This window comes from Methylobacterium segetis, assembly GCF_004348265.1.
GTDB lineage: Bacteria > Pseudomonadota > Alphaproteobacteria > Rhizobiales > Beijerinckiaceae > Methylobacterium > Methylobacterium segetis.
On the sequence record NZ_SMNT01000057.1, the window covers coordinates 12,746 to 39,513 of the forward strand.

The window sequence follows — 26,768 nt, forward strand, 5'->3', positions numbered from 1 at the left end:
CCTCAGGCGTCGGCGAGCGCGACGGCGCGCGGGGGCGGAAGGTTCGCCCGCAATTCCCGGCTCACGGTGCCCGAGGCGGCCACCGTGCCGAGATTCGCGTAGGTCTCGTGGTTCTTCTCGATGGCCGAGAGGTCGTAGAGGTAGTTCACCATCAGCCCGTGGGATTGCTTGATGCCCTTGGGCGAGGTGTCGCCGAGGAAGTTCAGCCGCTCCAGCCGCGCCCCGTTGCCGAGATGGAAGCGGGCGACCGGGTCGAGGGGCCGTCCGCGGTCGTTCTTCGCGCGCAGGAAATAGGCGGCCGCGGCCGGCAGCATCGCCTTGCGCACCGCCTCGCAGCTCGTCTTGTCGCCCTGCCAGCCCGGCTGCTCCAGCAGGCGCAAGCCCTCGATATCCTCCTTGGTGAGGCCCTGAGGCGCGTCGGCGCGCCGCTCCCGATCGAGCCAGCGGGCAAAGCCCGGGACCGGCGAGAGGGTGACGAAGGTCTTCAGCGAGGGGATCTCGCGGGCGAGATCCTCCACCACCTGCTTGATCAGGAAATTGCCGAAGGTGACGCCGGCCAGCCCCCGCTGGCAGTTCGAGATCGAGTAGAACACGGCCGTCGTCGCCGCGCGGATCGGCAGGGGCTCGCGCTCGTTGGCGAGGATCGGGGCGATCGCCGAGGCGATGCCGCCCGTCAGCGCCACCTCGACGAAGATCAGCGGCTCGTCGACGAGGGCCGGGTGGAAGAAGGCGAAGCAGCGCCGATCGGAAGGCTCGATGCGCCGCCGCAGGTCGTCCCAGCCCTGGATCTCGTGCACCGCCTCGTAGCGGATGATCTTCTCCAGGATGTGGGCCGGCGTCGTCCAGTCGATGTGGCGCAGCACGAGGAAGCCCCGGTTGAACCACGAGGCGAACAGGTGCTCGAAGTCGCAGTCGAGACTGTCGGCGGCGTCGATCAGGTCCGCGTCCGCACCCTCCTCGGCGCGGAGCGCCGCGCGCAGGTCCATCAGGTCCTCGCGCATGCGCACGAGCGCCAGCGTCCCGTCGCGGGCGAGGTTGAGGCGGCGGATCAACTCCTGGCTGCGGGGCTCGGCCGCCTCGTGCAGGCGCCCGAGGCGGGCGCGCGTCGGGTCGGCCCGGTAGGCGCCGATTGCCGCCTCCACAGCGGCGGGGTCGGCGCCGAATTCCTGAGCGATGAGCCGCAGGAAAGTGAGGCGCTCGGGCGTGGGAAAGCTCGCATAGCGGTCGAGGATGAGGCGGGCGAGCGCCACGCCCGACGCCTCGCCGCGGCGGGAGATCAGGTCCTCGCAGAGCTTGGCGAGCTCGGGCGCGGTCGCCTTCGCGGCGATGTCGCCGCGGCCGAAGCTGATCAGGTCGCGGCCGCGATCGCTGATCGTCTGCAGCAGGTCGCCGAAGAAAGAGGTCGCCGCCATGAAACGCCGTTCGCTCCGCCGCCACCCGAGTCGAGGATTCGCGGCCGCCCCGCGCAGGCGGCCGTCAGCGTTCTAGGCCCGGGACGCGGGCAGGGCCAGGGGTCGGGCACCCGTCCGGCGCCGGCCTCAGGCCCGGTGCGACTCGCTCGCCGCGATCTCGTTCCGGTCCGCCCGCTCGCGCCAATCCTCGACGCCGTGCTGGCGCGCGAAGCGCAGCTCCGCGGCGCGCCGCGCCCGCTCCGGATCGCGGGCCCGGGCGATCTCGACGGACCCGACGGTGAAGGGCACACCCAGGATCTGCTTGGCGAAACTCACGCGGTAATTCGGCATCAGGAACTCCCTGTTGTCCGGCGAAAGCCTGTCGCGGGCGCGAATCAGCGCGTGGCGATCCTCGCACCCGAAATGAGAGCCCGAAACGGCGACGTTTCCAAGGGCTCCCGGCGCGGCAGCGGAGCATAAGTCCTTCTGCCGCAACGATTGCGATATGGTGACGGGGGCGCTCCGGCGAAAGGGAGGGGGGTGGTTCACCGATCCGTGAGCGGTATCCCACGCTCCCACCCGCGGTTGTTGCCAGGACGGGTCCGCGCGGCCTAGGGCGTTGGGCCCGCTTGCCCCGCACCCCGACGCCTCCCTTGACGCCTTCCTTGCAGACACCCCGTCTCACGACCCGCGCCCGCCTCGGCCTGACCCTGATCGCGGGCGGCGCGGTTGCCAACATCTACTACAACCAGCCCCTTCTCGCGCTCCTCGTCTCGGAATTCGGCGCGCGGGCGGCCGTCTGGATCCCGACGGCCTGCCTGATCGGCTACGGGCTCGGCATCCTCGGCCTCGTGCCCCTGGGCGACAGCCTGCCCCGGCGAAGCCTGATCATCGGCCAGCTCGGGGCGCTCAGCCTCGCCCTGCTGCTGGCGGGCGCTGCCCCGAGCCTCGCCGTTCTGGCGCTGGCGAGCCTGATGATCGGCATCCTCGCCTCGGCCGCGCAGCAGGCCGTGCCCTTCGCCGCCGAGCTCGCCCCCGACGCGAGCCGGGGGCGCATCGTCGGTCAGGTGATGACCGGGCTTCTGACCGGCATCCTCCTCGCCCGCACGGCGAGCGGGCTCTTCGGTGCCCAGTTCGGCTGGCGGGCGGTGTTCTTCGCGGCGGCGGGCGTGGCGCTCGCCATGGCGGGGATCGCGGCCGCGACCCTGCCGCGCACGCCGCAGACGAAGCCCCTGCGCTACCGGGCGCTGATGCTCTCGATCCTCTACCTCGTGCGCACGCAGCCGATCCTGCGCACCGCGACCCTGTCGCAGGCCCTGCTGTTCGCGAGCTTCAACGCCTTCTGGGCGACGCTCGCCCTCCTCGTCGAGGCGCCGCCCTTCGATCTCACGGCAGCCGGGGCCGGGCTGTTCGGGGTGATCGGCGTCGCGGGCGCGCTCGTTGCGCCGATGTCGGGGCGCTTCACGGACCGGCGCGGGGCGCGGCCCGTCGTCGTGGCGGGCAGCGCCTGCGTGCTCGCGGCCTTCGCCGTGCTCTGGCTCTGGGGCGGCACCTCGCTCATCGGCGTCGCGGCCGGCGTGCTGCTCATCGATATCGGGCTGAACGGCGCCCTCATCGCCAACCAGACCCGCGCCTACGCGCTCGTGCCCGGGGCGCGGGGGCGGATCAACACCGTCCTGTTCACCGCGATGTTCGTGTTCGGCGCGCTCGGCGCCTATGCCGGCTCGCGGGCCTTCCTCGTCGCCGGCTGGCCGGGCGTCTGCGCGGTCGGTGGCGTGCTGTCGAGCCTCGCCCTCCTCGTCGCCGTGCTCGACCGGCACCGGCCGCGGGCTACCTGAGGATCCGCGAGAGGCGGCACCACGCCGCCTTGTCGGGCGGCAGGCCGAAGCGGAGGCGCTCGGGCGCCGCCTCGAACCGGCGCACGTAGATCCCGGCCTCGCCGAGCCGCCGGAACAGGTCCGGCCCGTCCGCGAAATCGGCGGTCCGGAACAGGGCGGTGCCGCCGACGACCCGGCCGCCCCCGCGGGCGATCATGCGGTCGAGGCGCTCCGCATCCCAGCGCCGCTCCCGCGCCGCGGCCTCCCGCCACGCCGCATCGTCGAGTGCGGCCCGGCCGATGGCGAGCGCCGGCCCCGACACTGCCCATGGCCCGAGTGCGGCGGCGATCCGCTCGGCGAAGCCGGTCTCCGCCACCGCGAAGCCGAGGCGGATGCCGGCGAGCCCGTAGGTCTTGCCGAACGAGCGCAGCACGACGAGGCCGGGGCCCACGAAGGGGCACAGGCTCTCGACGGGCTCCAGATCGGCGAAGGCCTCGTCGACGAGGAGGAGGCCGCCCCGCCCGTGCAGCCGCTCCGCCAGCGCCCGCAAGCGCGGGGCGGGGATGATGCGCCCGTCCGGATTGTTCGGGTTGACGACGATCGCCACATCCGCCTCGCCGATCCCGGCGATCTCCGGCACGGGGGCGACGGCGTGGCCGCCGCGGATCCAGGCGGCTTCGTGCTCGGCATAGGTCGGCGAGACCACCGCCACCCGCCCCGGCGGCAGGAGCCGCGGCAGGATCTCGATCAGGATCTGCGTGCCGGGGGCCGGCACGATCGCTGCCGGATCTGCGCAATAGGCCCTGGCGGCCGCCGCGCGCAGGGCCGCGAGGTCGGCTGGCGCGGGCAGGCGGCGGAACAGGCTGGCCTCCAGCGGCGGACAGGGATAGGGGACCGGATTGATCCCCGTCGAGAGATCGATCCACGGCTCGGGCGCGTCCGGGAACAGCCTGCGCGCGGCGTCGAGGTCGCCGCCGTGGCTCACCACCGGCGCGCCCGCCCCCCCACCCGAGACCCCATGTCCTGGACCGTCCTCGCCCATCCGCCCGACACGCTCATCATCCTCGCCCTCGCCCTCGTGATCGAGGCCGCGGCGGGATATCCGGACGCGCTCTACAGGGCGCTCGGCCACCCTGTCACCTGGATCGGCCAGCTGATCGCGGCCCTCGACCGGGGGCTGAACCGGGGCGAGCCCGGCGCGCGCCGCCTCAAGGGCGTGCTCGCTCTCCTCGTGCTGCTGGCCGCCGCGATCGCGAGCGGCCTCGCCCTGACGGCGCTCGCCGGGCTCGCCGGCCCGGTGCTCGGGCTCGTCCTCGCCGCGCTCCTCTGCGCCACGCTGCCCGCGCAGAGGAGCCTCGACCAGCACGTCGTCCGCGTCGCCGCGTCGCTGCGGCGGGAGGGCCTCCCGGGCGGGCGCCGCGCCGTCTCGATGATCGTCGGGCGCGACCCCGACACCCTCGACGAGGCCGGCATCTGCCGGGCCGCGATCGAGAGCCTCGCCGAGAATTTCTCCGACGGGATCGTGGCGCCGGCCTTCTGGATCGGCCTGGGCGGGCTGCCCGGCGGCCTCCTCTACAAGGCGGCCAACACCGCCGACAGCATGATCGGCCACCGCACACCCCGCCACGCCGAGTTCGGCTGGGCCGCGGCCCGCTTCGACGACCTGATCAACCTCCCGGCCTCCCGTCTCACCGCCCTCCTCATCGTCGCGGCGGCGCGTCTGACGAAGGGCGCCTCGGCGCGCGGCGCCTGGGCGGCGATGCGGCGGGATGCGCGGGCCCACCGCTCGCCGAATGCGGGCTGGCCCGAGGCCGCGATGGCCGGGGCGCTGGGCCTGCGCCTTGCCGGCCCCCGGGTCTACGGGGGCGAGCGCGTGGCCGATGCGTGGATGGGCGATGGGCGCGCCGAGGCGGGACCGGGGGATATCGAACGGGCGATCCGGATCTATCGCACCGCCTGCGCCCTGCTGTTCGGGCTGGCGGCCGTGCTCGCCACGCTTCTCGCGGGCTGACGGGCGGTCACCCGGCCAGGGCGAGCAGCCGGTCGCAATCGACATGGGCCTCGATGTGCCGGGCGAGGCCGTCGAGCACGGCCTCGATGCCGGCCTCGTAATTCGCCCCGCTCGCCGCGGCGCCGAGGCGCGTGAGCCAGGCGGCGCGCTGCCGGTCGTCGGCGAAGAGCCCGTGCATGTAGGTGCCGAATACCCGGCCGTCCGCCGAGACGGCCCCGTCGGTCCGCCCGTCCGCGAGGCGCAGGAGCGGGCGCGCGGCGTCGGGTCCCGCGGTATCGCCGATATGCATCTCATAGCCGGCGAACGGCACCTGATCGGGCAGGCTCTCGCCCGTCACCGCCTCCAGGCGCTTGAGAGGCGTCATCACCGTCTCGACGTCGAGGAGGCCGAGGCCGGGAACGGAGCGCGCCTCGCCCTCGATGCCGTGCGGGTCGCTGATGAGGCGCCCGAGCATCTGGTAGCCGCCGCACAGGCCGAGCACCCGCCCGCCGCGGCGCAGATGCGCCTGGAGATCGATGTCCCAGCCCTGGCTTCGAAGGTAGGCGAGGTCGTCGATCGTGGTCTTGGAGCCCGGCAGCAGGACGAGGTCGGCGTCGCCGGGGAGCGCTTCGCCCGCCCGCACCAGCACCACCGCGATCCCGGGCTCGGCGCGCAGCGGGTCGAGGTCGTCGAAATTGGCGATCCGGGGCAGGACCGGGACCGCGATCGTGCGGCACCCCGCCCGCGCCTCCGAGCCGCGCAGGCCGAGCACGTCCTCGGCCGGGAGCCGCGCGGCGTCGGCGAAATGGGGCACGAGGCCGAGGCTCTCCCAGCCCGTGCGCTCCGCGATGATCCGCATCCCGTCCGCGAACAGGCTGGGATCGCCCCGGAAGCGGTTGACGAGGAAGCCGCGCACCATCGCCGCGTCGGCCTCGTCGAGCACCGCCTTCGTGCCGACGAGGCTCGCGATGACGCCGCCCCGGTCGATGTCGCCGAGCAGGATCACCGGCGTCCCGGAGGCGCGGGCAAAGCCCATATTGGCGATGTCCCCGGCCCGCAGGTTCACCTCGGAGGCCGAGCCCGCCCCCTCGACGAGGACGAGGTCGGCCTCCGCCCGCAGATGCGCGAAGCTCTCCAGCACGGAGGCGAGCAGCCGCGGCTTCCAGCCCTGGTAATCGCGCGCCTTCGCGGTTCCGACCATGCGGCCCTGCACGACGACCTGCGAGCCGACCTCGCTCTGGGGCTTCAGGAGGACCGGGTTCATGTGGACGGAGGGCGGCACGCCGGCCGCCCGCGCCTGCAGCGCCTGCGCGCGCCCGATCTCGCCGCCATCGGCCGTGACGGCGGCGTTGTTCGACATGTTCTGCGGCTTGAACGGGCGCACGCGCAGGCCCCGCCGCGTGAAGGCCCGGGCGAGCCCGGCGACGATCAGCGACTTGCCGACATCCGAGCCCGTCCCCTGGATCATGATGGCGCGGGTCATCGGCATATCCTCGCGGGCGACGGCCTGTCCGGGCAGACGGCGCCTGTTCCCCGGCGGCCGCGACGGATCCGGCGCGCATCCGGCATCCGGAACCCCATGCCATCCCACCGGCGGCCCGGCCGTTCCTGCGGACGATTCATGTCGAGCCGGGATGTCCGATCGCGTGCGTGAGGGTGGGCCAGCCCCTCTCGCTGCCGGGGCGGAGGCCGTCCGTCAAGCTCGCACGGACGGCATCGCTCGCGGCGGGGCACCGCGCGGTCCGCCGCACAGCCCCGACATCTGCCCATATCCCTGCCGCCTGCCCACGTTCCTGACCCCTCCCTAAACCTTACCCCTCCCCAAACCTGACCCCTCCCCAAGAATTCGCGCGATGTGCTAGGCACGCGCGCATGACGAACCACCTCTTCGATCTCGTGCGGGCCGGTCTGCCCGCCGACCCCGCGGCCAGGACCTTCATCGAGACGCCGGACGGGGCGGTGCTCACCTATGCCGACCTCCTCGCGCGCTCCGCGGCCTACGCCAACGCGCTCACAGAGCTCGGCGTGACGGTCGGCGACCGGGTCGCCGTGCAGGTCGACAAGAGCCCCGAGGTGATCTTCCTCTATCTCGGCGCGGTGCGGGCCGGCGCGGTCTTCCTGCCCCTCAACACCGCCTATACGGGCGCGGAGGTCGCCTACTTCCTGTCCGATGCCCAGCCTGCCCTGTTCGTCTGCGATCCGGGCAAGCGCGACGCGCTGGCGCCGGTCGCGCAAGGGGCCGGCGTCGGGGCGCTCCGCACCCTCGGCGGCGACGGGCTCGGCAGCATGGCCGATGCGGCCGATGCGGCGGCACCGGATTTCGCCGACGTGGCGCGCGAGCCGGACGATCTCGCGGCGATCCTCTACACCTCGGGCACGACGGGGCGCTCGAAGGGCGCGATGCTGACCCACGAGAACCTCGCCTCGAACACCCGCACCCTCGTCGATCTCTGGCGCTTCACCGCCGACGACGTGCTGATCCACGCGCTGCCCGTCTTCCACACCCACGGCCTGTTCGTGGCGACGAACATCGTGCTCGCCACGGGCGGCACCATGCTGTTCCTGCCCCGGCTCGACCCGAAGCGGATCCTGGAGCTGATGCCGCGCGCGACCGCGATGATGGGCGTGCCGACCTTCTACACCCGCCTCCTTAAGGAGCCGGGCCTGACCCGGGAGGTCGCCGCGCCGATGCGGCTCTTCATCTCGGGCTCGGCGCCGCTGCTCGCCGAGACGCACCGGGAATGGCAGGCCCGTACCGGCCACGCCATCCTCGAGCGCTACGGCATGACCGAGACCAACATGAGCACCTCGAACCCCTACGAGGGCGGCCGCATCGCCGGGACGGTCGGCTTTCCCCTGCCGGACGTGGCGCTCCGCGTGGTCGACCCGGAGACCGGCGCGCGCCTGCCCGAGGGCGAGGTCGGCATGATCGAGGTCAAGGGCCCGAACGTCTTCAAGGGCTACTGGCGGATGCCCGAGAAGACCGCCGCCGAGTTCCGGGCGGACGGGTTCTTCATCACGGGCGACCTCGGCAAGATCGATGCGGAGGGCTACGTCCACATCGTCGGGCGCGGCAAGGATCTCATCATCTCGGGTGGCTTCAACGTCTACCCGAAGGAGATCGAGACCGAGATCGACGCCATCCCCGGCGTGATCGAATCCGCGGTGATCGGCCTGCCCCACGCCGATTTCGGCGAGGGCGTCACCGCCGTCGTGGTGGCGGGCGAGGGCGCGCCGGACGAGGCGGCCGTGCTGGCCCAGCTCGAAGGGCGCCTCGCCAAGTTCAAGCTGCCCAAGCGCGTGCTCTTCGCGAGCGAGCTGCCGCGCAACGCCATGGGCAAGGTGCAGAAGAACGTGCTCCGCGAGACCCATGCACAGCTTTATCGGCCGTGAGCCGCGCGGCCCGCATGCTGAGGGGAACGGCGCTCCCGCGCTGACGTTGTTGCTGCCGTGCGCGGGGCCGCCGCGCAGCCTCTCGAGCCACTTTCCCGCATGACAGCGCCACCGCTCCGCCCACCCGCCCCGCCCGAGACCGGCGCGGGCGGCTCGATCCTGTGGACGCTCCTCGTCGGGACGGCGCTGATCGCGCTCGCCGCGGCGCCGAAGGCCCGATCCGCCGCGCCGCTCACCGAGCCGGAGCCGGTCCGCGCCGCCGATGGCGGCGCCCGCTCCCATACCGGCCGCGCGGCCGAGCTCGTCGGCGCGACGCAGCCCGAGCGCGGCCGCAAGGCCCGCAATCCCACCGAGATCACCGGGGCGGGCTGGAAGGACATCGCGTTCCGCGTCTACCTCGAGTTCAACAAGGACCGCGTCCTGTCGGTGGCGGCGGGCGTCACCTTCTACTCGCTGCTCTCGCTGTTCCCGGCGGTAGCCGCCCTCGTCGCCTGCTACGGCCTGTTCGCGGATGTGAGCGTCATCAACACGCATCTCGCGAGCCTTCAGGGCGTGCTGCCGCAGGGCGCCATCGAGATCGTCGGCGAACAGGTCAAGCGCATCGCCTCGAAGGGCGGCGGCACGCTCGGGGTCACCTTCTTCACGAGCCTCGTGCTCTCCCTCTGGAGCGCGAACGCCGCCATGAAGGCGATGTTCGACGCCCTCAACGTCGTCTACGAGGAGGAGGAGAAGCGCTCCTTCGTGATGCTCAACCTGCGCTCGCTGACCTTCACGGGCGGGGCGCTGCTGTTCATCATCTTCGCGCTGACCTCGATCGTGGTCCTGCCCGTCGTCTTCGCCTATGTCGGCATCAGCGACAGCGCGTGGTTCATCGCGCTGCTGCGCTGGCCCGCGCTGCTCCTCGTGCTGCTGGCCGGCCTCTCGGTGCTCTACCGATACGGCCCGAGCCGCGAGCATGCCCGCTGGCGCTGGGTGGGGACCGGCAGCCTCGTCGCCTGCATCCTCTGGCTCGCCGCCTCGCTCCTGTTCTCGTGGTACGTGGCGAACTTCGGCAATTACAACGAGACGTACGGTTCGCTCGGGGCGGTGATCGGCTTCATGACCTGGATCTGGATCTCGGCGACGATCGTGCTGCTCGGCGGCGAGATCAACGCCGAGATGGAGCACCAGACGGTCCGGGACACGACCACGGGCCCCGAACTGCCCCTCGGCGCCCGCGAGGCGCGGATGGCGGACTCGGTCGGGGCAGCGGCCTGAGGCCGCCTCCCCGCCGCACCGCTCCGTCACCATATCGGGCTCGAGACCCGGAAGATCAGGAGGACACCATGGCCGATCCCACCACGGACGCTCCGGAGGCTCGCTCGGAGGCGGAATGGCGTGCCGTGCTGACGCCCGACCAGTACCGGGTGCTGCGCGAGCACGGCACCGAGCGCGCCGGCACGAGCTGCCTGCTCGCCGAGAAGCGGCCCGGCACCTTCGCCTGCGCCGGATGCGGCGAGCCGCTCTTCGTCTCCGGCACCAAGTTCGAGTCCGGCACGGGCTGGCCGAGCTTCTTCGAGCCACTGCCCGGCGCCGTCGAGACGCAGACCGACCGCAGCCACTGGATGGTGCGGACCGAGGCCCATTGCGCCCGCTGCAAGGGCCATCTGGGGCACGTCTTCGACGACGGTCCGGCCCCGACGGGCCTGCGCTATTGCATGAACGGCACCGCCCTGACCTTCGAGCCCGAGGCCGGCAGAGAAACATCCCTTTGATGGGGAAAGGTTTCGTACGGTAGATGTCGCTCGGCCCTCGGTCTTGATTTCGGCGCCTTTTTCCTTAGTCCCTGGTGAACCCAAAGCCGAAATGTCTCGTGAGACCGAGAAATGGGCAGGGCCGGGCGAAGATCCTCGGGCCTTGCTGCAAAGCTGTTGGCGAGGCAACCGAAGTCTTCGCGTCCAGCCCCGGTCATCCGAGACACGACGGTACGAGCGTCCACCCGTCGCCGGCGGGCGGCGAATGCGCGGAGGCTGAGTATGAGTGTCGTTCGGCGGTTTCTCGTGGCACCGTCCCTGGTGCGTCTGATCCGCAAGGAACGCGGTGGATCCCGTATCACCGAGGGCTACTTCGCCCCCCAGGCCGGGCGCACCTCCTTCGTGCGGGTCGACGGGCAGCAATGCCACCTGATCCTCGTCACGGCGGGCCAGGACGGGAGCACGAGCGAGGAGCGCACCGACGTGCCGCGCGCCCACGGCGACGCCCTTCTCGACGTCTGCACCGGCAAGGCCGCCTACGACCGGACCACGGTCAACGTGAACGGCCGCGAGGTCCGCATCGACCGCTACGTCAGCCCCGGCAGCCTCGACCTGATCAGCGTCGCCTTCGACAACGAGAACGACGCCAACGGCTTCGTGGCGCCCGTCTGGTTCGGCCGCGAGGTCTCGCAGGACGCCGCCTACGAGCGGCACACGGTGGCGCTGCAGGGTCCCCCGCAGGCCGGCGAGATCAACGTCAACAACGCCGCCCTCGACGCGGTGCTCGACCTGATCGAGCCCCGCTTCGGCTTCGGCCGCTACAACGCCCCGAAGGCCGCGGAGGGCCGCCCGGCCGAGGGAAAGTCCGGTGAGGACGACGGCGTGGTGAACGCGCTTCGCCGCATCGCGGGCACCGGCGCTCCGGCCGCCGCGCCGGTCGCGGCCGCCGCCGTCGTCGCCGCGACCCCCGCACCCGAGGCCGCCGCTTCGGAGCCGGATCCGGAGCCCGAGGCGCCCGCTGCCGAGGAGCCCGAGACCGCACAAGGCGACGCGCGCATCGACGACGTGATCGAGAGCCTGTCCCAGGCGCTCGGCGCTGCGATCCAGCCGCCGCAGGACGCGCAGAACGAGCCCGCCCGCGAGGAGGACCCGACCTCCGCCTTCGAGCGCTGGACCGTCCGCCCCCGCCGGACGCAGCAGCAGAACTGACGCCGACGCGCGAGGCACCCGACGCCTCGCCGCGCTGAAACCTCTGGGGATCTTCGCGGCGGGCCGCTGCCCGCGCGAGGATCCCCGAGGATGCGGGACCTCGGTCCCCGAGCCCCGTTCGGCCCGCATCGCGGAAGCCCGGCCGGGGCCTTGCCTGCGCCGGGTCCGCTCCCGCTCAGTTCCGGATCAGGATCCGCGCCCCGCCGAAGACCTGCGTGAGCCGGAACAGCGTGCGGGCGTTGCCGGGGCTCAGCCGGATGCAGCCGTGGCTCGCGCGGCGCCCGAGATGGCCCACCGCATAGGTGCCGTGGATCGCGTAACCCCCGCGGAAGAACATCGCGTGCGGCATCGGCGAGCCGTGATATTTCCGCGACCGCCACATCGGCGCCATCAGCCCGACCCGGTAGCTGCCGTTCGGGGTGACGAAGCCGGACCGCGCCGTCGAGACGGGCCAGTCATAGGCCAGCATCCCGTCGACATAGACCCGCATGCGCTGGCTCGACTGGTCGATGCGGGCGACGATCCCGGCGAGGGCCGGCTCGCCGGCCGCCAGGACGAGGAGGACCGCCAGGGCGGCGTTCCGCAGGGCGCGAGGGAGTGTCACGGGTCGGCTCGTCTCTTCGCGGCGACCGCGGTCGGGCCGCCTCGACCTTGAGTGCGACCGGCCCGTCGACTTGGGAAGATCGTCTCCCCCGAGATCGACAGATTTTGTAACGTTTGTGCGGAGTGGGACTACCGAGAGCGAGTTGAGCGTCCGCCGCAACTTCGCTAGCGTCTCGAAAAACCGAGATCAGGAAGGGCGCGCTTCTCGGCGCGCACGGGTGAGGGACATGGCCCAGGCGACGACCCCCACAGCACCGGCGACGGCTGCGCCCGCGACCGCAGGCGAACCCTGGTACAAGGTCCTCTACATCCAGGTGCTGATCGCGATCGCGCTCGGCATCGCGGTGGGCTACTTCTACCCCGAGTTCGGCAAGTCGCTGAAATGGCTCGGCGATGCCTTCGTGGCCCTGATCAAGATGATGATCGCGCCGATCATCTTCTGCACCATCGTCCACGGCATCGCCTCGATCGGCGACCTGAAGAAGGTCGGCCGCGTCGGCCTGAAGGCGCTGATCTATTTCGAGGTGGTCTCGACCATCGCGCTGCTGATCGGCGTCCTCGTCGGCGAGATCATCCAGCCCGGCGCCGATTTCCACGCCGACCCGTCCAAGCTCGACGCCAGCAAGGTCGCGACCTACGCGAGCAAGGCGGCCGCCGATTCGACGGTGGCCCACATCATGGCGCTGATCCCGAAGAGCTTCTTCGACGCCTTCGCCACCGGCGACCTGCTGCAGGTTCTGCTGATCTCGATCCTCACCGGCGTCGTCGTCACCGGCATGGGCGCGAAGGCCGACGGCATCGCCCACGCCATCGACACGGCGGGTCAGGTCTTCTTCCGCATCATCGGGCTCATCGTGAAGCTCGCCCCCCTCGGTGCCTTCGGCGCCATGGCCTTCACCATCGGCGAGTACGGCATCCAGAAGGTCGTCGACCTCGCCTGGCTCGTCGGCACCTTCTACGTCACGGCGCTGCTCTTCGTGATCGTGGTGCTCGGCGGCATCGCGCGGTTCGCCGGCTTCTCGATCTTCCGCTTCCTCGCCTTCATCAAGGACGAGCTGCTCATCGTGCTCGGCACCTCCTCCTCCGAGACCGTGCTGCCGCACATGATGACGAAGATGCGCCGCCTCGGCTGCTCGGATTCCGTCGTCGGCCTCGTCATCCCGACCGGCTACTCGTTCAACCTCGACGGCACGAACATCTACATGACGCTGGCGACGCTGTTCCTGGCGCAGGCCGTCGGCGCCGACCTCTCGATCGGCCAGTACGCGACGATCATCATCGTCGCGATGCTGACCTCGAAGGGCGCCTCCGGCGTCACCGGGGCCGGCTTCATCACGCTGGCCGCGACGCTCGCGGCGATCCCGAACAACCCCGTCCCGGTCGCCGCGATGACGCTGGTGCTCGGCATCGACAAGTTCATGTCGGAGTGCCGCGCCCTCACGAACCTCGTCGGCAACGGCGTCGCCTGCGTCGTCGTCAGCCGCTGGGAGGGCGAACTCGACGCCACCAAGCTCCGGGAGGTGATGGCGCACCCGGTCGCGATCGGCACCCACATCTCGGACGAATCCCCCGAGCCGATGGACACGAGCGAGCACGCCCCGAAGGTGGCCGCCGCGCAGTAGGGCGGCGTGGGCGCGGAGACCCTTCGCCTCGGCATCGACCTCGGCGGCACCAAGATCGCCGGCATCGTCCTCGATCGGGCCGGCCGGACCCTGGCCGAGGGCCGGATCGCTTCGCCGCGGGGCGAGTACGCGGCGACGGTCCGGGCCGTCGCGGGCCTCGTCGCTCGCCTCGAGGCGGAGGCGGACGGCCCCTGCAGCGTCGGCATCGGCATGCCGGGCGCGATCTCGGCCCGCACGGGCCTGATCAAGAACGCGAACTCGACCTGGCTGAACGGGCGCCCCTTCGCCGCCGACCTCGTGGCCGCGCTCGGGCAGCCGGTGCGGGTCGAGAACGACGCCAACTGCCTCGCCGTCTCGGAGGCGGTCGACGGCGCGGGCGCCGGCGCCGAACTCGTCTGGGCCATCATCCTGGGCACCGGGGTCGGCTCCGGCATCGCCATCCGGGGACGGGTTCTGTCGGGGCGCGACCGCATCGCGGGGGAGTGGGGGCACAACCCGCTTCCGGCGCCCCGCGACGAGGAGCGGCCGGGTCCCGCCTGCTATTGCGGACGCCGCGGCTGCATCGAGACCTTCCTCTCCGGGCCGGGCCTCTCCGCCGACCATGCCCGCCGCACCGGAGAGGCGCTGACCGGCGAGGCAATCGTCTCGGCCTCGCGCGCCGGCGATGCGGATGCGCGGGCCACCCTCGCCGCCTATCTCGACCGGATGGGCCGGGCTGTCGCGCACGTCGTCAACATCCTCGACCCCGACATGATCGTCATCGGCGGCGGCCTCTCGCGGGTGCCGGAATTGCTGGCGGGCCTGCCGGCCGCCACCGCGCCCCACGTCTTCTCGGACGCGTTCGACACGCCGATCCGCCCGAGCCTGCACGGGGACGCCTCGGGCGTGCGGGGCGCGGCGTGGCTCTGGAACGAGGTTTGACGTGCATCGCGAATAGCCCTTGCCAACGGCTTTCTGCGCACATAAAGATATCTTTATGTCTCAAGAGCGCTCCATAGCGGCAGCTCCGGTCCCTTTCGCGGACGCCCTCGGCGTCCTGCGGGCGGCGGCCGAGGAGACGCGCCTGCGCATCCTCGCGCTCCTGTCCGAGGGCGAGCTCTCGGTCTCCGACCTCACCGACATCCTCGGCCAGTCGCAGCCGCGCATCTCGCGCCACCTCAAGCTCCTCGTCGAGGCGGGGCTGATCGAGCGGCACCGCGAGGGAGCCTGGGCCTTCTTCCGCCTGTGCGAGACCTCCGCCGGCCTCGTCGATCCGCTGCTCGCGGGGCTCGACCGGCATGCGCCCCCGCTCTCGGAGGATCAGGCCCGCCGCGAGGCGGTGCGGGCGCAGCGCGCGGAAGCCGCGCAGACCTTCTTCGCGCGGCTCGCGCCGAAATGGGACCAGCTCCGCTCGCTCCACGTGCCGGAGGCCACCGTCGAGGCGGCCGTGCTCGACGTGCTGGGCCCGCGCCCGATCCAGAGCCTGATCGATCTCGGCACCGGCACGGGCCGGATGCTCGGCCTCCTCGCCCCGCGTGCGGGCCGCGCCACCGGGCTCGATTCGAGCCACGCCATGCTCTCGGTCGCCCGGGCGAACCTCGAGCGGATGGGCCTCTCGCGGGTCGACCTGCGCCAGGGCGACATCCATGCGCCCCCCTTCGGCCGCGCCAGCTTCGACCTCGTCGTCGTGCATCAGGTGCTGCACTATCTCGACGATCCCGCCCGGGCTCTGCGCGAGGCGGGCCGCCTCGTCGCTCCGGGCGGGCGCCTCCTGGTCGTCGATTTCGCGCCCCACGATCTCGAATACCTGCGCGAGTCGCAGGCCCATCGCCGCCTCGGCTTCGCCGCCGAGCAGGTCTCCGGCTGGCTCGCCGAGGCCGGGCTCGGCGCGGTCGAGACCCGCGATCTCGCCCCGACCGCGCAGGCCGAGCACCAACTGACCGTCACGCTCTGGCTCGCCGAGGAGAGCCGGGCGGTGCTGGACGGTCTCGCCGACGATCGGGCGGTCGCCTGACCGCCCCTTGAGATGTCAGGGTCCGCTTCGGGCGGGCCGACCAGGAAACACGAGAGGACCGCCATGCCAGCCTCCACCTACCGCGCGAGCCGCGAGGGCTGCCGCCCGATCCAGGTCTCCTTCGAGTTCTTCCCGCCGAAGACCGAGGAGATGGAGCGGACGCTCTGGTCCTCGATCGAGCGGCTCGCGCCGCTCAACCCGAGCTTCGTCTCGGTGACCTACGGCGCCGGCGGCTCGACCCGCGAGCGCACCCACAACACGGTCGCCCGCATGGTGCGCGAGACGACCCTGAAGCCCGCCGCCCACCTCACCTGCGTCAACGCCACCAAGGGCGAGGTGGACGATGTGGTGCGCTCCTATTGGGACGTCGGCGTGCGCCACATCGTGGCTCTGCGCGGCGACCCGGCCGAGGGTGTCGGCACGGCCTACGCGCCCCATCCCGGCGGCTACCAGCAGACCTGCGATCTCGTCGCCGGCATCAAGGCCATCGGCGACTTCCAGGTCTCGGTCTCGGCCTATCCGGAGAAGCATCCGGAGGCCGCCTCGCTCGACGCCGACATCGACGCGCTCAAGGCCAAGGTGGATGCGGGCGCGGACCGGGCCATCACGCAGTTCTTCTTCGAGAACGACGTGTATCTCCGCTATGTCGACCGGGTGCGGGCGCGCGGCATCGACATTCCGATCGTGCCGGGCATCCTGCCGGTGCAGAACTTCAAGCAGGCGGCGAACTTCGCCCGCCGCACCGGCGCCTCGGTGCCCGAGTGGCTCGCCCACCGCTTCGAGGGGCTCGACGACGACGTGGACACCCGCCGCCTGATCGCGGGGGCGGTCGCGGCCGAGCAGGTCCTCGACCTCGTGGATCGCGGCATCCACGACTTCCACTTCTACTCGATGAACCGCGCCGATCTCGTCTACGCCATCTGCCATCTGCTGGGCCTGCGGGGCGAGCGCCCCGTGGCGGCGACGCGCGCGGCGGCTTAAGTTTCGAAGATCTCAGCGAGGGGGAGACGATGGCCGAACCGCAAGACATGATCCTGCCGCTGCTGCGCGAGGTGCGCGGCGATGTCGGCGAGATCCGCGCAGCGATGCGAGAGGGTTTCACGCGCGTGGATGCCCGCTTCGACAAGCTGGAGCGCCGCTTCGACAACCTCCGCGAGGCGGTCAACGGCGAATCCGTCCTCGGCCGCTACGCGGCGGCCGAGGACGAGGAGCGGCTGGAGGCCATCGAGAAGCGTCTCGCGCGGCTCGAAACCCGCTCCTGACACCCGAACCATTCTCTCCTCTCCCTCACGGGGAGGAGCCGGAGGTGGGGTCGCAGAACAGGCATCGCCAAGCCTAACGCAGCACGACCCCCGCCCCCGACCCCTCCCCGCCCGGGGAGCGGGATGCCCGCACAATCCGAGAGACCCGATGACCGCCTTTCCCCCCGTCGACGGCCGTGAGATCGAGAAGGCCCTGCGCGCCCGCGCGGCCGAAAAAATCCTCGTGCTCGACGGCGCGATGGGCACCGTGATCCAGCGCCTCAAGTTCACCGAGGAGGATTTCCGGGGCGGCCGCTTCAAGGATCACGGGCACGATCAGCGCGGCAACAACGACCTCTTGATCCTGACCCAGCCCGACGCGATCCGGCAGATCCACCTCGACTATTTTCTCGCCGGCGCCGACGTCTGCGAGACGAACACCTTCTCCGGCACCACGATCGCCCAGGCCGATTACGGCATGGAATCGATCATCCACGAGCTGAACGCGGAGGGCGCCCGCCTCGCCCGCGAGGCGGCGAAGCTCGCCGAGGTGCAGGACGGGCGCCGCCGCTTCGTGGCCGGCGCCATCGGCCCGACGAACCGCACGCTCTCGATCTCGCCCGACGTGAACAATCCGGGCTACCGCGCCGTCACCTTCGACCAGGTGCGCGACGCCTATGCCGAGCAGGTGCGCGGCCTCATCGCGGGCGGGGCCGAGCTGATCCTGATCGAGACGATCTTCGACACGCTGAACGCCAAGGCGGCGATCGCCGCCGCCTGGTCCGTGTTCGAGGAGACCGGCATCCGGCTGCCGATCCAGATCTCGGGCACGATCACGGATCTCTCCGGCCGCACCCTGTCGGGCCAGACGCCGACCGCCTTCTGGCACGCGCTGCGGCATGCGAGCCCGCTCACCTTCGGCCTCAACTGCGCGCTCGGCGCCCGCGAGATGCGCGGCCACATCAGCGAGCTGTCCCGCGTCTGCGACACCCTCGTCTGCGCCTACCCGAATGCCGGCCTGCCGAACGAGTTCGGCCTCTACGACGAGAGCCCGGAGGCGATGGGGCAACTCGTCGGCGAATTCGCCGAGAGCGGCCTCGTCAACATGGTCGGCGGCTGCTGCGGCACCACGCCGGACCACATCCGCGCCATCGCGGAAGCGGTCGCGGGCAAGAGCCCCCGCACGGTGCCCCAGATCGCGCCGCTGATGCGGCTCTCGGGGCTCGAGCCCTTCACGCTGACGAAGGAGATCCCCTTCGTGAACGTGGGCGAGCGCACGAACGTCACGGGCTCGGCCAAGTTCCGCAAGCTCGTCACCAACGGCGACTACGCGGCGGCCCTCGACGTCGCCCGCGACCAAGTGGCGGCGGGCGCACAGGTCATCGACGTCAACATGGACGAGGGCCTGCTCGACTCGAAGAAGGCGATGGTCGAGTTCCTCAACCTCGTCGCCGCCGAGCCCGACATCGCCCGCGTGCCGGTGATGGTCGATTCCTCGAAGTTCGAGGTGATCGAGGCCGGCCTCAAGTGCCTGCAGGGCAAGGCGATCGTGAACTCGATCTCCATGAAGGAGGGCGAGGAGAAGTTCATCCACGACGCGCGCGTCTGCCGCTCCTACGGCGCGGCGGTGGTGGTGATGGCCTTCGACGAGCAGGGCCAGGCGGATTCGCTGGAGCGCAAGGTCGAGATCTGCACCCGCGCCTACCGCATCCTGACCGAGGAGGTCGGCTTCCCGCCGGAAGACATCATCTTCGACCCGAACATCTTCGCGGTGGCCACCGGCATCGAGGAGCACAACCCCTACGGGGTGGCGTTCATCGAGGCGACGCGCCAGATCCGGGAGACGCTGCCCCACGCCCATATCTCGGGCGGCGTGTCGAACCTGTCCTTCGCCTTCCGCGGCAACGAGCCCGTGCGCGAGGCGATGCACGCGGTCTTCCTCTACCACGCGATCCATGCCGGCATGGACATGGGCATCGTGAATGCCGGCCAGCTCGCGGTCTACGACGAGATCCCGGCCGAGCTCCGCGACCTCTGCGAGGACGTGGTGCTGAACCGCCGCGACGATTCCACCGACCGCCTGCTGGAGGCGGCCGAGCGCTTCAAGTCGGGTGGCGGCGCGCAGGCCAAGGCCGCCGACCTCTCCTGGCGCGAGGCGCCGGTCGGGAAGCGGCTGGAGCACGCGCTCGTCAACGGCATCACCGAGTACATCGTGGCCGACACCGAGGAGGCACGGGCCGGGGCCGAGCGCCCGCTCCACGTGATCGAGGGGCCGCTCATGGCCGGCATGAACGTGGTCGGCGACCTGTTCGGATCGGGCAAGATGTTCCTGCCGCAGGTGGTGAAGTCCGCCCGCGTGATGAAGCAGGCGGTCGCCTATCTCGAACCCTTCATGGAGGAGGAGAAGCGGCTGAACGGCGGCGACGGGGTGCGCCGGGCCGCCGGCAAGGTGCTGATGGCGACCGTGAAGGGCGACGTGCACGACATCGGCAAGAACATCGTCGGCGTCGTGCTCGCCTGCAACAATTACGAGATCATCGACCTCGGCGTGATGGTGCCGGCCGCCAAGATCCTCGACACGGCCAAGCGCGAGAAGGTCGACATCGTCGGCCTCTCGGGCCTGATCACGCCGTCGCTCGACGAGATGGTGCATGTGGCCGGCGAGATGGAGCGCGAGGGCTTCGACGTGCCGCTCCTCATCGGCGGCGCCACCACGAGCCGCGTCCACACGGCGGTGAAGATCCACCCGGCCTACGAGCGGGGGCAGGCGGTCTACGTGACGGATGCGAGCCGCGCCGTCGGCGTCGTGTCGAGCCTGATCTCGAAGGAGACGCGCGGGGCCACGATCGAGAACCTGCGCGCCGAGTACCGCAAGGTCGCCGACGCGCATGCCCGCTCGGAGGCCGAGAAGCAGCGCCTGCCGCTCGCGAAGGCCCGCGCCAACCCCTTCCGGATCGACTGGTCGGGCTACGAGCCCACGAAGCCGAGCTTCACCGGCACCCGCGCCTTCCGCAGCTACGAGGTGTCCGAGCTCGTCCCCTACATCGACTGGACGCCCTTCTTCCAGACCTACGAGTTCAAGGGCCGCTACCCCGCGATCCTCGACGATCCCCAGCAGGGCCCGGCGGCCCGCGCCCTGTTCGAGGACGCGCAAGGGATGCTGAAGCAGATCGTGGAGGAGCGCTGGTTCAACCCGAAGGCGGTGGTGGGCTTCTGGCCGGCCAACAGCGTCGGGGACGACATCGCCCTCTATACCGGCGAGAGTCGGCAGGAGCGGCTCGCCACCTTCCACGGCCTGCGCCAGCAGCTCTCGAAGCGCGACGGGCGCTCGAATACTGGCCTGTCGGATTTCGTGGCCCCGGCCGGGACCGGCATCGCCGATTATGTCGGCGGCTTCGTGGTCACCGCGGGTCTCGAGGAGGTGCGCATCGCCGAGCGCTTCGAGCGGGCGAACGACGATTACCGTTCGATCCTCGTCAAGGCGCTCGCCGACCGGATCGCGGAGGCCTTCGCCGAGCGCATGCACGAGCGCGTGCGCAAGGAGCTGTGGGGCTATGCCAGGGAGGAGGCCTTCACGCCGGGCGATCTGGTGCGGGAGGACTATGCGGGCATCCGCCCCGCCCCCGGCTACCCCTCCCAGCCCGATCACACCGAGAAGGTGACCCTGTTCGAGCTGCTCCGCGCCGAGGCGCAGGCGGGCGTGAAGCTCACCGAATCCTACGCCATGTGGCCCGGCTCCTCGGTCTCGGGCCTCTACATCGCCCATCCGGACGCCCACTATTTCGGCGTCGCGAAGGTCGAGCGCGATCAGGTCGAGGATTACGCCGCCCGCAAGGGGATGGACGTCGCCGAGGTCGAGCGCTGGCTCGGGCCGATCCTCAACTACGACCCGGCTCGCTATCTCGCGGCAGCCGCAGAGTAGGGGCATGTGCGCTCGGTGCGCACGGGATAGCTGCCCATGGGATAGCTGCCCATGGGATAGCTGCTCATGGGATAGCTGCTCATGCGGGCGGCCTGTGGCCGGCCTGCGCTTGACCGCGCCCACGGCCCCGCTTCAATGCGCGGGCGAAGCGGGCGCGGGATGGCGATGACAGGCATGCGGCTCATACCGGTTCTCGCCCTCGGCCTGTCGGTCGCGGGCTGCACCGGCTTCTCCTACATCTCGAAGACCTACGTGAGCCTGACGCCTCAGGTCGTCACGATCGGCTGCAACGAACCCTACGAGGTCTACGACCAGCGCCAGCAGCGCCGGATGCTGATCGTCTCGGACGCCCTGCGGGAAGTGACGGGCTGCGGCATCGGCGACCGCTATGCCGGGCGCGACCCCGCCGCGAGCCGCACCGAGCGCTTCCGCCTCGCGGCCCGCACCTACCTCGACGAGACCGTGCGCGAGGATTGCCGGATCACCGGCGAGACGATCTTCACGGACCTGCAGACCGAGTTCGCCTATACCTGCGCGGGCCCGGTCGAGCCCCGCGGCACGCGCGTGCCCCGCCTGCCCGGCCGCCGCGACGTCGGCGTGCGCTGAGGCCCTATTCCCCGCTCGGCGGGTGCGGGAAGGTCCGCTCCATCGCGTCGCCGGCGGCGGCGAGGAGCGCGCGGGCGAGGTTGCGGGCCTCGCCCCGGTCGAGATCGAGGATCGCGGTCAGAGGGCGGCCGTCGAGGTCGTTCAGGCCGAATTCGAGGCGCACCCCGTCCTCGGCGGCGGCGACCGACAGGCTCCAGTCCCGGCTTCTGTCGCGGCTCCTCTCTGATCCGTTCATCGGGCGCGTCTCTGGTCCCACCGGGCATGCCGGTGCCCGTCCTGCATGGCGCATCGCGTGCGGCCTGACCAGCGCCTTCGGGGGAAAGCGGCGCCGGCTCCGCGCAAAATCGCATGGCTCGTCCGATTGACGCCCCGCCGGAGCCGGTGTTTCTGCGCCCTCGTCATAGACGCGAGGGAATGTCACGCGATGTCCGAGATCTGGTTCCGCACGGGCGAGGCGACGGTGCTCGCCGCCGAAGGTCAGTACACGGACGCGATGCCCGAGGTGCTGATCGGCTCCACCCGCGGGCCGGCGGGGCAGGCCTTCGCCAACATGATGGGCCAAGTGCAGGGCCACACCCGCATGTTCGTGGTGCGCGACCTCAACCAGCTCGTTCGCCCGGCCACCATGATGACCACCAAGGCCACGATCCACACGGCGGAATACGTCGAGCTCCTCGGCGGCGTGGTCCAGGCGGCCACGGGGGATGCCATCGTCGATTGCATCATCGAGGGCGTCCTGCCGAAGGACGGGCTCGACGACCTCTGCATGATCATCATGATCTGGCTCGACCCGCGCTGCGCGGAGGATCCGAACCTCGACCGCAAGGACCTCTACCGGACGAACTACGAGGCGACGAAGCTCGCCATCGCCCGCGCGCTCAAGGGCGAGCCCACGGTCGAGGAGCTGATCGCCAACCGGAAGACGGTGAAGCATTACGCGCTGGAAGACGTGATCGAGTACTGAGCCGGGCTCAGCGCGCCCGCATCCGGGAGGTGCGGGCGCTTTCAGGGGCGACTCGGCGGTGCCCGAGACAGTACCCGGCACGATTCATGAAATCTGGAGATCCCGGCTTTTCGAGCCGTCCTCACCCCCGCGGGATCCGCCCCACGGAGCACAGGGTGCGGATCGAGCCCGCGCTGTCGGTGTAGCAGCTCGCCGACCAGCCGTTCTGCTGGATGAAGGACTTGCGGCGCTCGGCGAGGGAGGCTTGGTACGCCTTGACCAGGATCGCCTGGACGGCCGCGGGCGACTCGCCGACGAGGAGCTGCGCGGCGACCGAGAGATCCTGGAAGAAGGCCGGGGACGGGCTCGGGTCGCCGGAACTCGCCTGGACGATCGGCTCGGCCCGGCAGGTGAGGTCGACCTTGATGCTGCCCGGCACCTTGATGTCGATGCTCGGCCCCGAGCGGCGCCCGAGCTTGCCGCCGGTCGCCGCCGCGATCTGCTGGGCGAGCCCGTCGCATTCGTCGGCCTTGGCCGCGACGGGGGCGAGGAGGAGCAGGGCGAGGGCGAGTCGAAGCATGGCGGCACTCTACGCGGGCGCCGCCGCTTGTCGAGGCACCGCTCCCCTCAGTGGAAGTCCCGGCTGCGATAGACCCGGCGGTCGAGGGGCGCCCCGAAATCGTTGGTCTCGGGCGGCAGCCGCATCCCGCCCTCGCGCAGGAGCCGCAGCTCCTCCGTGAGGTCGCGGAAGCGCTCGGCGATCACGTGCACCACCCGGTGCTCGCCCGAGCCCTCCCGCTGCACGCGGCCGCGTACGGCGAGGAAGCGGGCGGTCATCGCCGCGCGCCGGTTCGCCTCGAAGACCTTGCGCCAGACGATCACGTTGGCGATGCCCGTCTCGTCCTCGATCGTCAGGAAGACGACGCCCTTGGCCGTGCCCGGCCGCTGCCGGGTGAGGACGAGGCCCGCCACCGTCACCCGGCTGTTCGGGGCCAGCGCCTCGTCGAGATGGTCGCGGGCGGGGATCGCGCCGATCCGGGTCAGCCGCCCGCGGAAGAAGGCGATGGGGTGGCCCTTCAGCGAGAGGCCGGTCGCCGCGTAATCCTCCGCCACCTGCTCGCTCGGGGCGAGGGCGGGGAGCGCCACCGCGGGCTCGTGCCGGAACAGGCCGTCGTCGGCGTGGAAGGCGAAGAGGGGGAGGGGCGTCTCGAGGAGATGCGCCCGCCGGTCCGCTCCCGCCTCGGCGGCGGCCTTCGCGGCCCTGCGGGCCGAGGTGCCCTCGAGCGTGCGCACCATCCAGAGGGCGGCGCGCCGGTCGAGGTCGAGGGAGCGGAAGGCGTCGGCCTCGGCGAGCCGCTCCAGGGCGTTGCGGGGCAGCGCGAGGGCCGCCTGCAGGCCCTCGATGCTGGCGTAGCCGTTGCCGCGCGCCGCCACGAGCCGGCGCATCGCGGCCTCGGGCAGGCCGCTCACCTGCCGCAGGCCGATGCGCACGGCGAGCCGGCGCGGGCCGCCGGGCGGCGGGGGCTCGGAGGCCGGCTCCAGCGTGCAGTCCCAGTCGCTCGCGTTCACGTCCGGGCCCCGCACCTCGACGCCGTGGGCGCGGGCGTCCCGCACGAGCTGGGCCGGCTGGTAGAAGCCCATCGGCTGCGCAGTGAGGATCGCGGCCAGGAAGACGTCCGGGTGGCGGCACTTCATCCAGGCCGAGGCGTAGACGAGGAGGGCGAAGCTCGCGGCGTGGCTCTCGGGGAAGCCGTAGGTGGAGAAGCCCCGGATCTGCGCGAAGCAGCGCTCGGCGAAGTCGCGCGGGTAGCCGCGGCCCGTCATGCCGCCCACGAACTTCTCCTCGAAGGCGCCGATCGTGCCGACGTGCCGGAAGGTCGCCATGGCCCGGCGCAGGCCGTCGGCTTCCGCCGGGGTGAAGCCCGCCGCCGTGATGGCGATCTGCATGGCGTGCTCCTGGAAGAGCGGCACGCCGTAGGTCTTGTGCAGCACCGCGTGCAGCTCGTCCGCCGGCCCGTGGGCCGGGTGGGGGGCGGGGTAGGTGACGGGCTCGATCCCGGCCCGGCGGCGCAGGTAGGGGTGGACCATGTCCCCCTGGATCGGCCCGGGGCGCACGATCGCGACCTGCACCACGAGATCGTAGAATTCCCGGGGCTTCAGCCGCGGCAGCATCGACATCTGCGCCCGGCTCTCGACCTGGAACACGCCGACGGAATCGGCCCGCGCCAGCATGGCGTAGACGGCTTCGTCCGCCTGCGGCAGGTCGGCCAGGGTCGGGTAGGCGTGGCCGTAATCCCGCTCCAGGAAGGCGAGGCCGCGCTTCAGGCAGGTGAGCATGCCGAGCGCCAGCACGTCGACCTTCATCAGGTCGAGCACGTCGATGTCGTCCTTGTCCCACTCGATGAAGGTGCGCTCGGGCATGGCGGCGTTGCAGACCGGCACCGTCTCGTCGAGGCGCCCGCGGGTCAGCACGAATCCGCCGACATGCTGCGACAGGTGGCGGGGAAAGCCGATCAGCGCGACCGCGAGGTCGACCGCCTGCCGGATCGCGGGGTTGGCCGGATCGAGCCCGGCTTCCGCGACGTGGCTGTCCGGCAGGTCCTTGCCCCAGGAGCCCCAGACCGTCTCGGAGAGGGCGGCGGTGATGTCCTCGGTCAGCCCCAGCACCTTGCCGACCTCGCGGATCGCCGAGCGCGGCCGGTAATGGATCACGGTGGAGCAGATCGCGGCGCGCTCGCGGCCGTACTTGGCATAGAGGTACTGGATCACCTCCTCGCGGCGCTCGTGCTCGAAATCGACGTCGATGTCGGGCGGCTCGTCCCGGTTCTCGGAGATGAAGCGGGCGAACAGAAGCCGGTGCTTGGCCGGGTCGACCGCGGTGATGCCGAGGCAGTAGCAGACCGCGGAATTCGCCGCCGAGCCGCGCCCCTGGCAGAGGATGCCCCGGCCGCGGGCGAATTCCACGAGATCGAACAGGGTGAGGAAGTAGCGGGCGTAGCCCATCTTCGCGATGAGGCGCAGCTCCTCGCGAAGCGTCGCCTCGACGGTTTCCGGAACACCCTCGGGGAAGCGCCAGAGCGCGCGCTCGAAGGTCTTCTCCTCGAGATATTCCTGCGCCGTCCGGCCCGGCGGCACCGGCTCGTCGGGATACTCGTAGGTCAGCTGGCTAAGGGAGAAGTCGCAGGCTTCCACGATCTCGAGCGTGCGCGCGAGCGCCTGCGGGTGGTCGGCGAAGAGGCGGGCCATCTCGTGGGCCGGCTTCAGGTGCCGCTCGGCGTTGGCCTCCAGGCGGTAGCCGGCCTCGCCGATCCGGCAGCCCTCGCGGATGCAGGTCACCACGTCCTGGAGCGGGCGCCGGTCCGGGTGGTGGTAGAGCGCGTCCGAGACCGCGACGAGCGGCGCGCCGAGACGCTCGCCGAGCTCGGCCAAGAGCCCGAGGCGGCGCCGTTCGTCGCCGCGCCGGGCATGGCTGCCGCCGAGATAGGTCCGGCCCGGCGCAGCGGCCGCGAGCGCCTCGAGATGGGCGGCGAAGCCCTTGCCCGGCGTGAGGCGCCGCCCCGGCGGCATCGCGATGAAGATCTGGCCCTCGGCCGCCTCCAGCATCTCGGCGAAGCCGAACCGGCACTCGCCCTTGCGCGCGCGCCGGTTGCCGGCTGAGAGCAGCCGGCAGAGCCGGCCATAGGCCGCCCGGTCCATCGGGTAGGTGACGGCCTCGAAGCCCTCCTCGCTGATGAGGCGCACGCCCGGCAGGAAGCGGATCTTCCACCGCTCCTCCTCGTCCGGGTCCCGCGGGTTCGCGGGCTTCACCCGGGCGGCCGCGTGGGCGCGCACAAGCCCCGACACCGTGTTGCGGTCGGCGATGCCGATGGCCGAGAGCCCGTAGGCCATCGCCTGTTCCACGTATTCCTGCGGGTGCGAGGCGCCGCGCAGGAAGGAGAAGTTCGTGGCGACGGCGAGTTCCGCGTAGGCGCTCACGCGAACAGCCCGTGCACGAACCAGCCCGCCGGCTCGCCGGGGGCGTGGGCACCGTCCCGGTAGAGCCAGAGCCGGCGCCCGGATTCGCACTCGACCACGTAGTAGTCGCGGGTCTTGTCCGGGCTGCCCTTGCCGAGACCCCGCCACCATTCGGGCGCGATCCGCTCCGGCCCCTCCGCATGGGCGACCCGGTGCAGCCGCCGCCGCCAGCGGAACCGCTCCGGCGGTCCTTCCGGCGCCAGCGCGATCACCTCCTCGGCCGCCTCGCTGCGCTCGAACAGGACGAGGGGGCGCGGGCGCAGGCCCTCCTCCGGGCCGGGCCAGTGCAGG

Annotated in this window: 23 protein-coding genes; 14 read left to right on the forward strand and 9 right to left on the reverse strand. The window is 71.5% G+C overall.

Annotation, left to right across the window (positions count from 1 at the left end):
* Window positions 1-2: 2 nt before the first annotated feature.
* Window positions 3-1,412: a malonyl-CoA decarboxylase gene (locus E1J50_RS15605; RefSeq protein WP_132254759.1), complete on the reverse strand. Its 1,410-nt coding sequence runs from the start codon at window positions 1,410-1,412 to the stop codon at window positions 3-5.
* Window positions 1,413-1,538: 126 nt separating this feature from the next.
* Window positions 1,539-1,742, reverse strand: coding sequence for a hypothetical protein (locus E1J50_RS15610; RefSeq protein ID WP_132254760.1), 204 nt, complete (start codon window positions 1,740-1,742; stop codon window positions 1,539-1,541).
* Between the two features lie 314 nt (window positions 1,743-2,056).
* Between E1J50_RS15610 and E1J50_RS15615 the strand changes: the two genes are divergently transcribed.
* Entirely contained in the window at window positions 2,057-3,229 is a 1,173-nt protein-coding gene (locus E1J50_RS15615) for an MFS transporter (protein ID WP_310347253.1), read from the forward strand.
* Here the strand turns inward: E1J50_RS15615 and cobD are convergent.
* Window positions 3,222-4,250, reverse strand: a complete 1,029-nt coding sequence (gene cobD / locus E1J50_RS15620) for a threonine-phosphate decarboxylase CobD (protein ID WP_132254762.1) — start codon at window positions 4,248-4,250, stop codon at window positions 3,222-3,224. The two genes, E1J50_RS15615 and cobD, sit on opposite strands and share 8 nt — an antisense overlap.
* On the opposite strand from cobD, the gene cbiB reads away from it, so the two are divergent.
* Window positions 4,227-5,219, forward strand: coding sequence for an adenosylcobinamide-phosphate synthase CbiB (gene cbiB / locus E1J50_RS15625; protein ID WP_132254763.1), 993 nt, complete (start codon window positions 4,227-4,229; stop codon window positions 5,217-5,219). The two genes, cobD and cbiB, sit on opposite strands and share 24 nt — an antisense overlap.
* Before the next feature lie 7 nt (window positions 5,220-5,226).
* On the opposite strand, the gene E1J50_RS15630 is transcribed toward cbiB, so the two are convergent.
* Window positions 5,227-6,681, reverse strand: coding sequence for a cobyric acid synthase (locus tag E1J50_RS15630; RefSeq protein ID WP_207919222.1), 1,455 nt, complete (start codon window positions 6,679-6,681; stop codon window positions 5,227-5,229).
* Between the two features lie 389 nt (window positions 6,682-7,070).
* Between E1J50_RS15630 and E1J50_RS15635 the strand changes: the two genes are divergently transcribed.
* From E1J50_RS15635 to E1J50_RS15650, 4 genes are all read left to right on the forward strand, one after another.
* Complete coding sequence (locus E1J50_RS15635) at window positions 7,071-8,591, forward strand: malonate--CoA ligase (protein ID WP_132254764.1); 1,521 nt, start codon at window positions 7,071-7,073, stop codon at window positions 8,589-8,591.
* Between the two features lie 99 nt (window positions 8,592-8,690).
* The gene (locus tag E1J50_RS15640) at window positions 8,691-9,848 is read left to right on the forward strand and encodes a YihY/virulence factor BrkB family protein (RefSeq protein ID WP_132254765.1); all 1,158 of its coding nucleotides are present in this window, start codon (window positions 8,691-8,693) and stop codon (window positions 9,846-9,848) included.
* A gap of 68 nt (window positions 9,849-9,916) precedes the next feature.
* Entirely contained in the window at window positions 9,917-10,345 is a 429-nt protein-coding gene (gene msrB, locus E1J50_RS15645) for a peptide-methionine (R)-S-oxide reductase MsrB (RefSeq protein ID WP_132254766.1), read from the forward strand.
* 261 nt (window positions 10,346-10,606) lie between these two features.
* Window positions 10,607-11,533, forward strand: coding sequence for a CYTH domain-containing protein (locus E1J50_RS15650; protein ID WP_132254767.1), 927 nt, complete (start codon window positions 10,607-10,609; stop codon window positions 11,531-11,533).
* A 175-nt stretch (window positions 11,534-11,708) separates the two neighbouring features.
* On the opposite strand, the gene E1J50_RS15655 is transcribed toward E1J50_RS15650, so the two are convergent.
* Complete coding sequence (locus E1J50_RS15655) at window positions 11,709-12,137, reverse strand: L,D-transpeptidase (protein WP_245516598.1); 429 nt, start codon at window positions 12,135-12,137, stop codon at window positions 11,709-11,711.
* Window positions 12,138-12,363: 226 nt separating this feature from the next.
* Between E1J50_RS15655 and E1J50_RS15660 the strand changes: the two genes are divergently transcribed.
* The 7 genes from E1J50_RS15660 to E1J50_RS15690 all read left to right on the forward strand — a co-directional run bounded on the left by E1J50_RS15660 (window position 12,364) and on the right by E1J50_RS15690 (window position 21,520).
* Window positions 12,364-13,758, forward strand: a complete 1,395-nt coding sequence (locus E1J50_RS15660; protein WP_132254768.1) for a dicarboxylate/amino acid:cation symporter — start codon at window positions 12,364-12,366, stop codon at window positions 13,756-13,758.
* 6 nt (window positions 13,759-13,764) lie between these two features.
* Window positions 13,765-14,679 carry an ROK family protein gene (locus E1J50_RS15665; protein WP_132254769.1) on the forward strand — a complete coding sequence of 305 codons (915 nt, stop codon included), beginning with the start codon at window positions 13,765-13,767 and terminating at the stop codon, window positions 14,677-14,679.
* Window positions 14,680-14,734: 55 nt separating this feature from the next.
* Window positions 14,735-15,751, forward strand: a complete 1,017-nt coding sequence (locus E1J50_RS15670) for an ArsR/SmtB family transcription factor (RefSeq protein ID WP_132254770.1) — start codon at window positions 14,735-14,737, stop codon at window positions 15,749-15,751.
* Between the two features lie 63 nt (window positions 15,752-15,814).
* Window positions 15,815-16,732, forward strand: coding sequence for a methylenetetrahydrofolate reductase [NAD(P)H] (metF, locus tag E1J50_RS15675; protein ID WP_132254771.1), 918 nt, complete (start codon window positions 15,815-15,817; stop codon window positions 16,730-16,732).
* Window positions 16,733-16,761: 29 nt separating this feature from the next.
* Window positions 16,762-17,013 (forward strand): hypothetical protein, encoded by a 252-nt coding sequence (locus tag E1J50_RS15680; protein WP_132254772.1) that lies wholly within the window; start codon window positions 16,762-16,764, stop codon window positions 17,011-17,013.
* Between the two features lie 148 nt (window positions 17,014-17,161).
* Window positions 17,162-20,914, forward strand: a complete 3,753-nt coding sequence (gene metH, locus E1J50_RS15685; RefSeq protein WP_132254773.1) for a methionine synthase — start codon at window positions 17,162-17,164, stop codon at window positions 20,912-20,914.
* Between the two features lie 159 nt (window positions 20,915-21,073).
* Window positions 21,074-21,520 (forward strand): hypothetical protein, encoded by a 447-nt coding sequence (locus E1J50_RS15690; RefSeq protein ID WP_132254774.1) that lies wholly within the window; start codon window positions 21,074-21,076, stop codon window positions 21,518-21,520.
* A 4-nt stretch (window positions 21,521-21,524) separates the two neighbouring features.
* On the opposite strand, the gene E1J50_RS15695 is transcribed toward E1J50_RS15690, so the two are convergent.
* Window positions 21,525-21,755: a hypothetical protein gene (locus tag E1J50_RS15695; RefSeq protein ID WP_132254775.1), complete on the reverse strand. Its 231-nt coding sequence runs from the start codon at window positions 21,753-21,755 to the stop codon at window positions 21,525-21,527.
* A gap of 189 nt (window positions 21,756-21,944) precedes the next feature.
* Between E1J50_RS15695 and fae the strand changes: the two genes are divergently transcribed.
* Complete coding sequence (gene fae, locus E1J50_RS15700) at window positions 21,945-22,484, forward strand: formaldehyde-activating enzyme (protein ID WP_132254776.1); 540 nt, start codon at window positions 21,945-21,947, stop codon at window positions 22,482-22,484.
* 121 nt (window positions 22,485-22,605) lie between these two features.
* Here fae and E1J50_RS15705 read toward each other — a convergent pair whose 3' ends face one another.
* The 3 genes from E1J50_RS15705 to E1J50_RS28120 all read right to left on the reverse strand — a co-directional run.
* On the reverse strand, window positions 22,606-23,043 hold the full coding sequence (locus E1J50_RS15705) for a hypothetical protein (protein WP_132254777.1): 438 nt from the start codon (window positions 23,041-23,043) through the stop codon (window positions 22,606-22,608).
* Between the two features lie 47 nt (window positions 23,044-23,090).
* A complete protein-coding gene (locus E1J50_RS15710; RefSeq protein ID WP_245516599.1) occupies window positions 23,091-26,438 on the reverse strand; it encodes an error-prone DNA polymerase in 3,348 nt (1,115 codons plus the stop codon).
* On the reverse strand, window positions 26,435-26,768 hold a 334-nt coding region (locus E1J50_RS28120), incomplete at its 5' end, for a DUF6504 family protein (protein ID WP_342635913.1). The genes E1J50_RS28120 and E1J50_RS15710, both read right to left, overlap by 4 nt.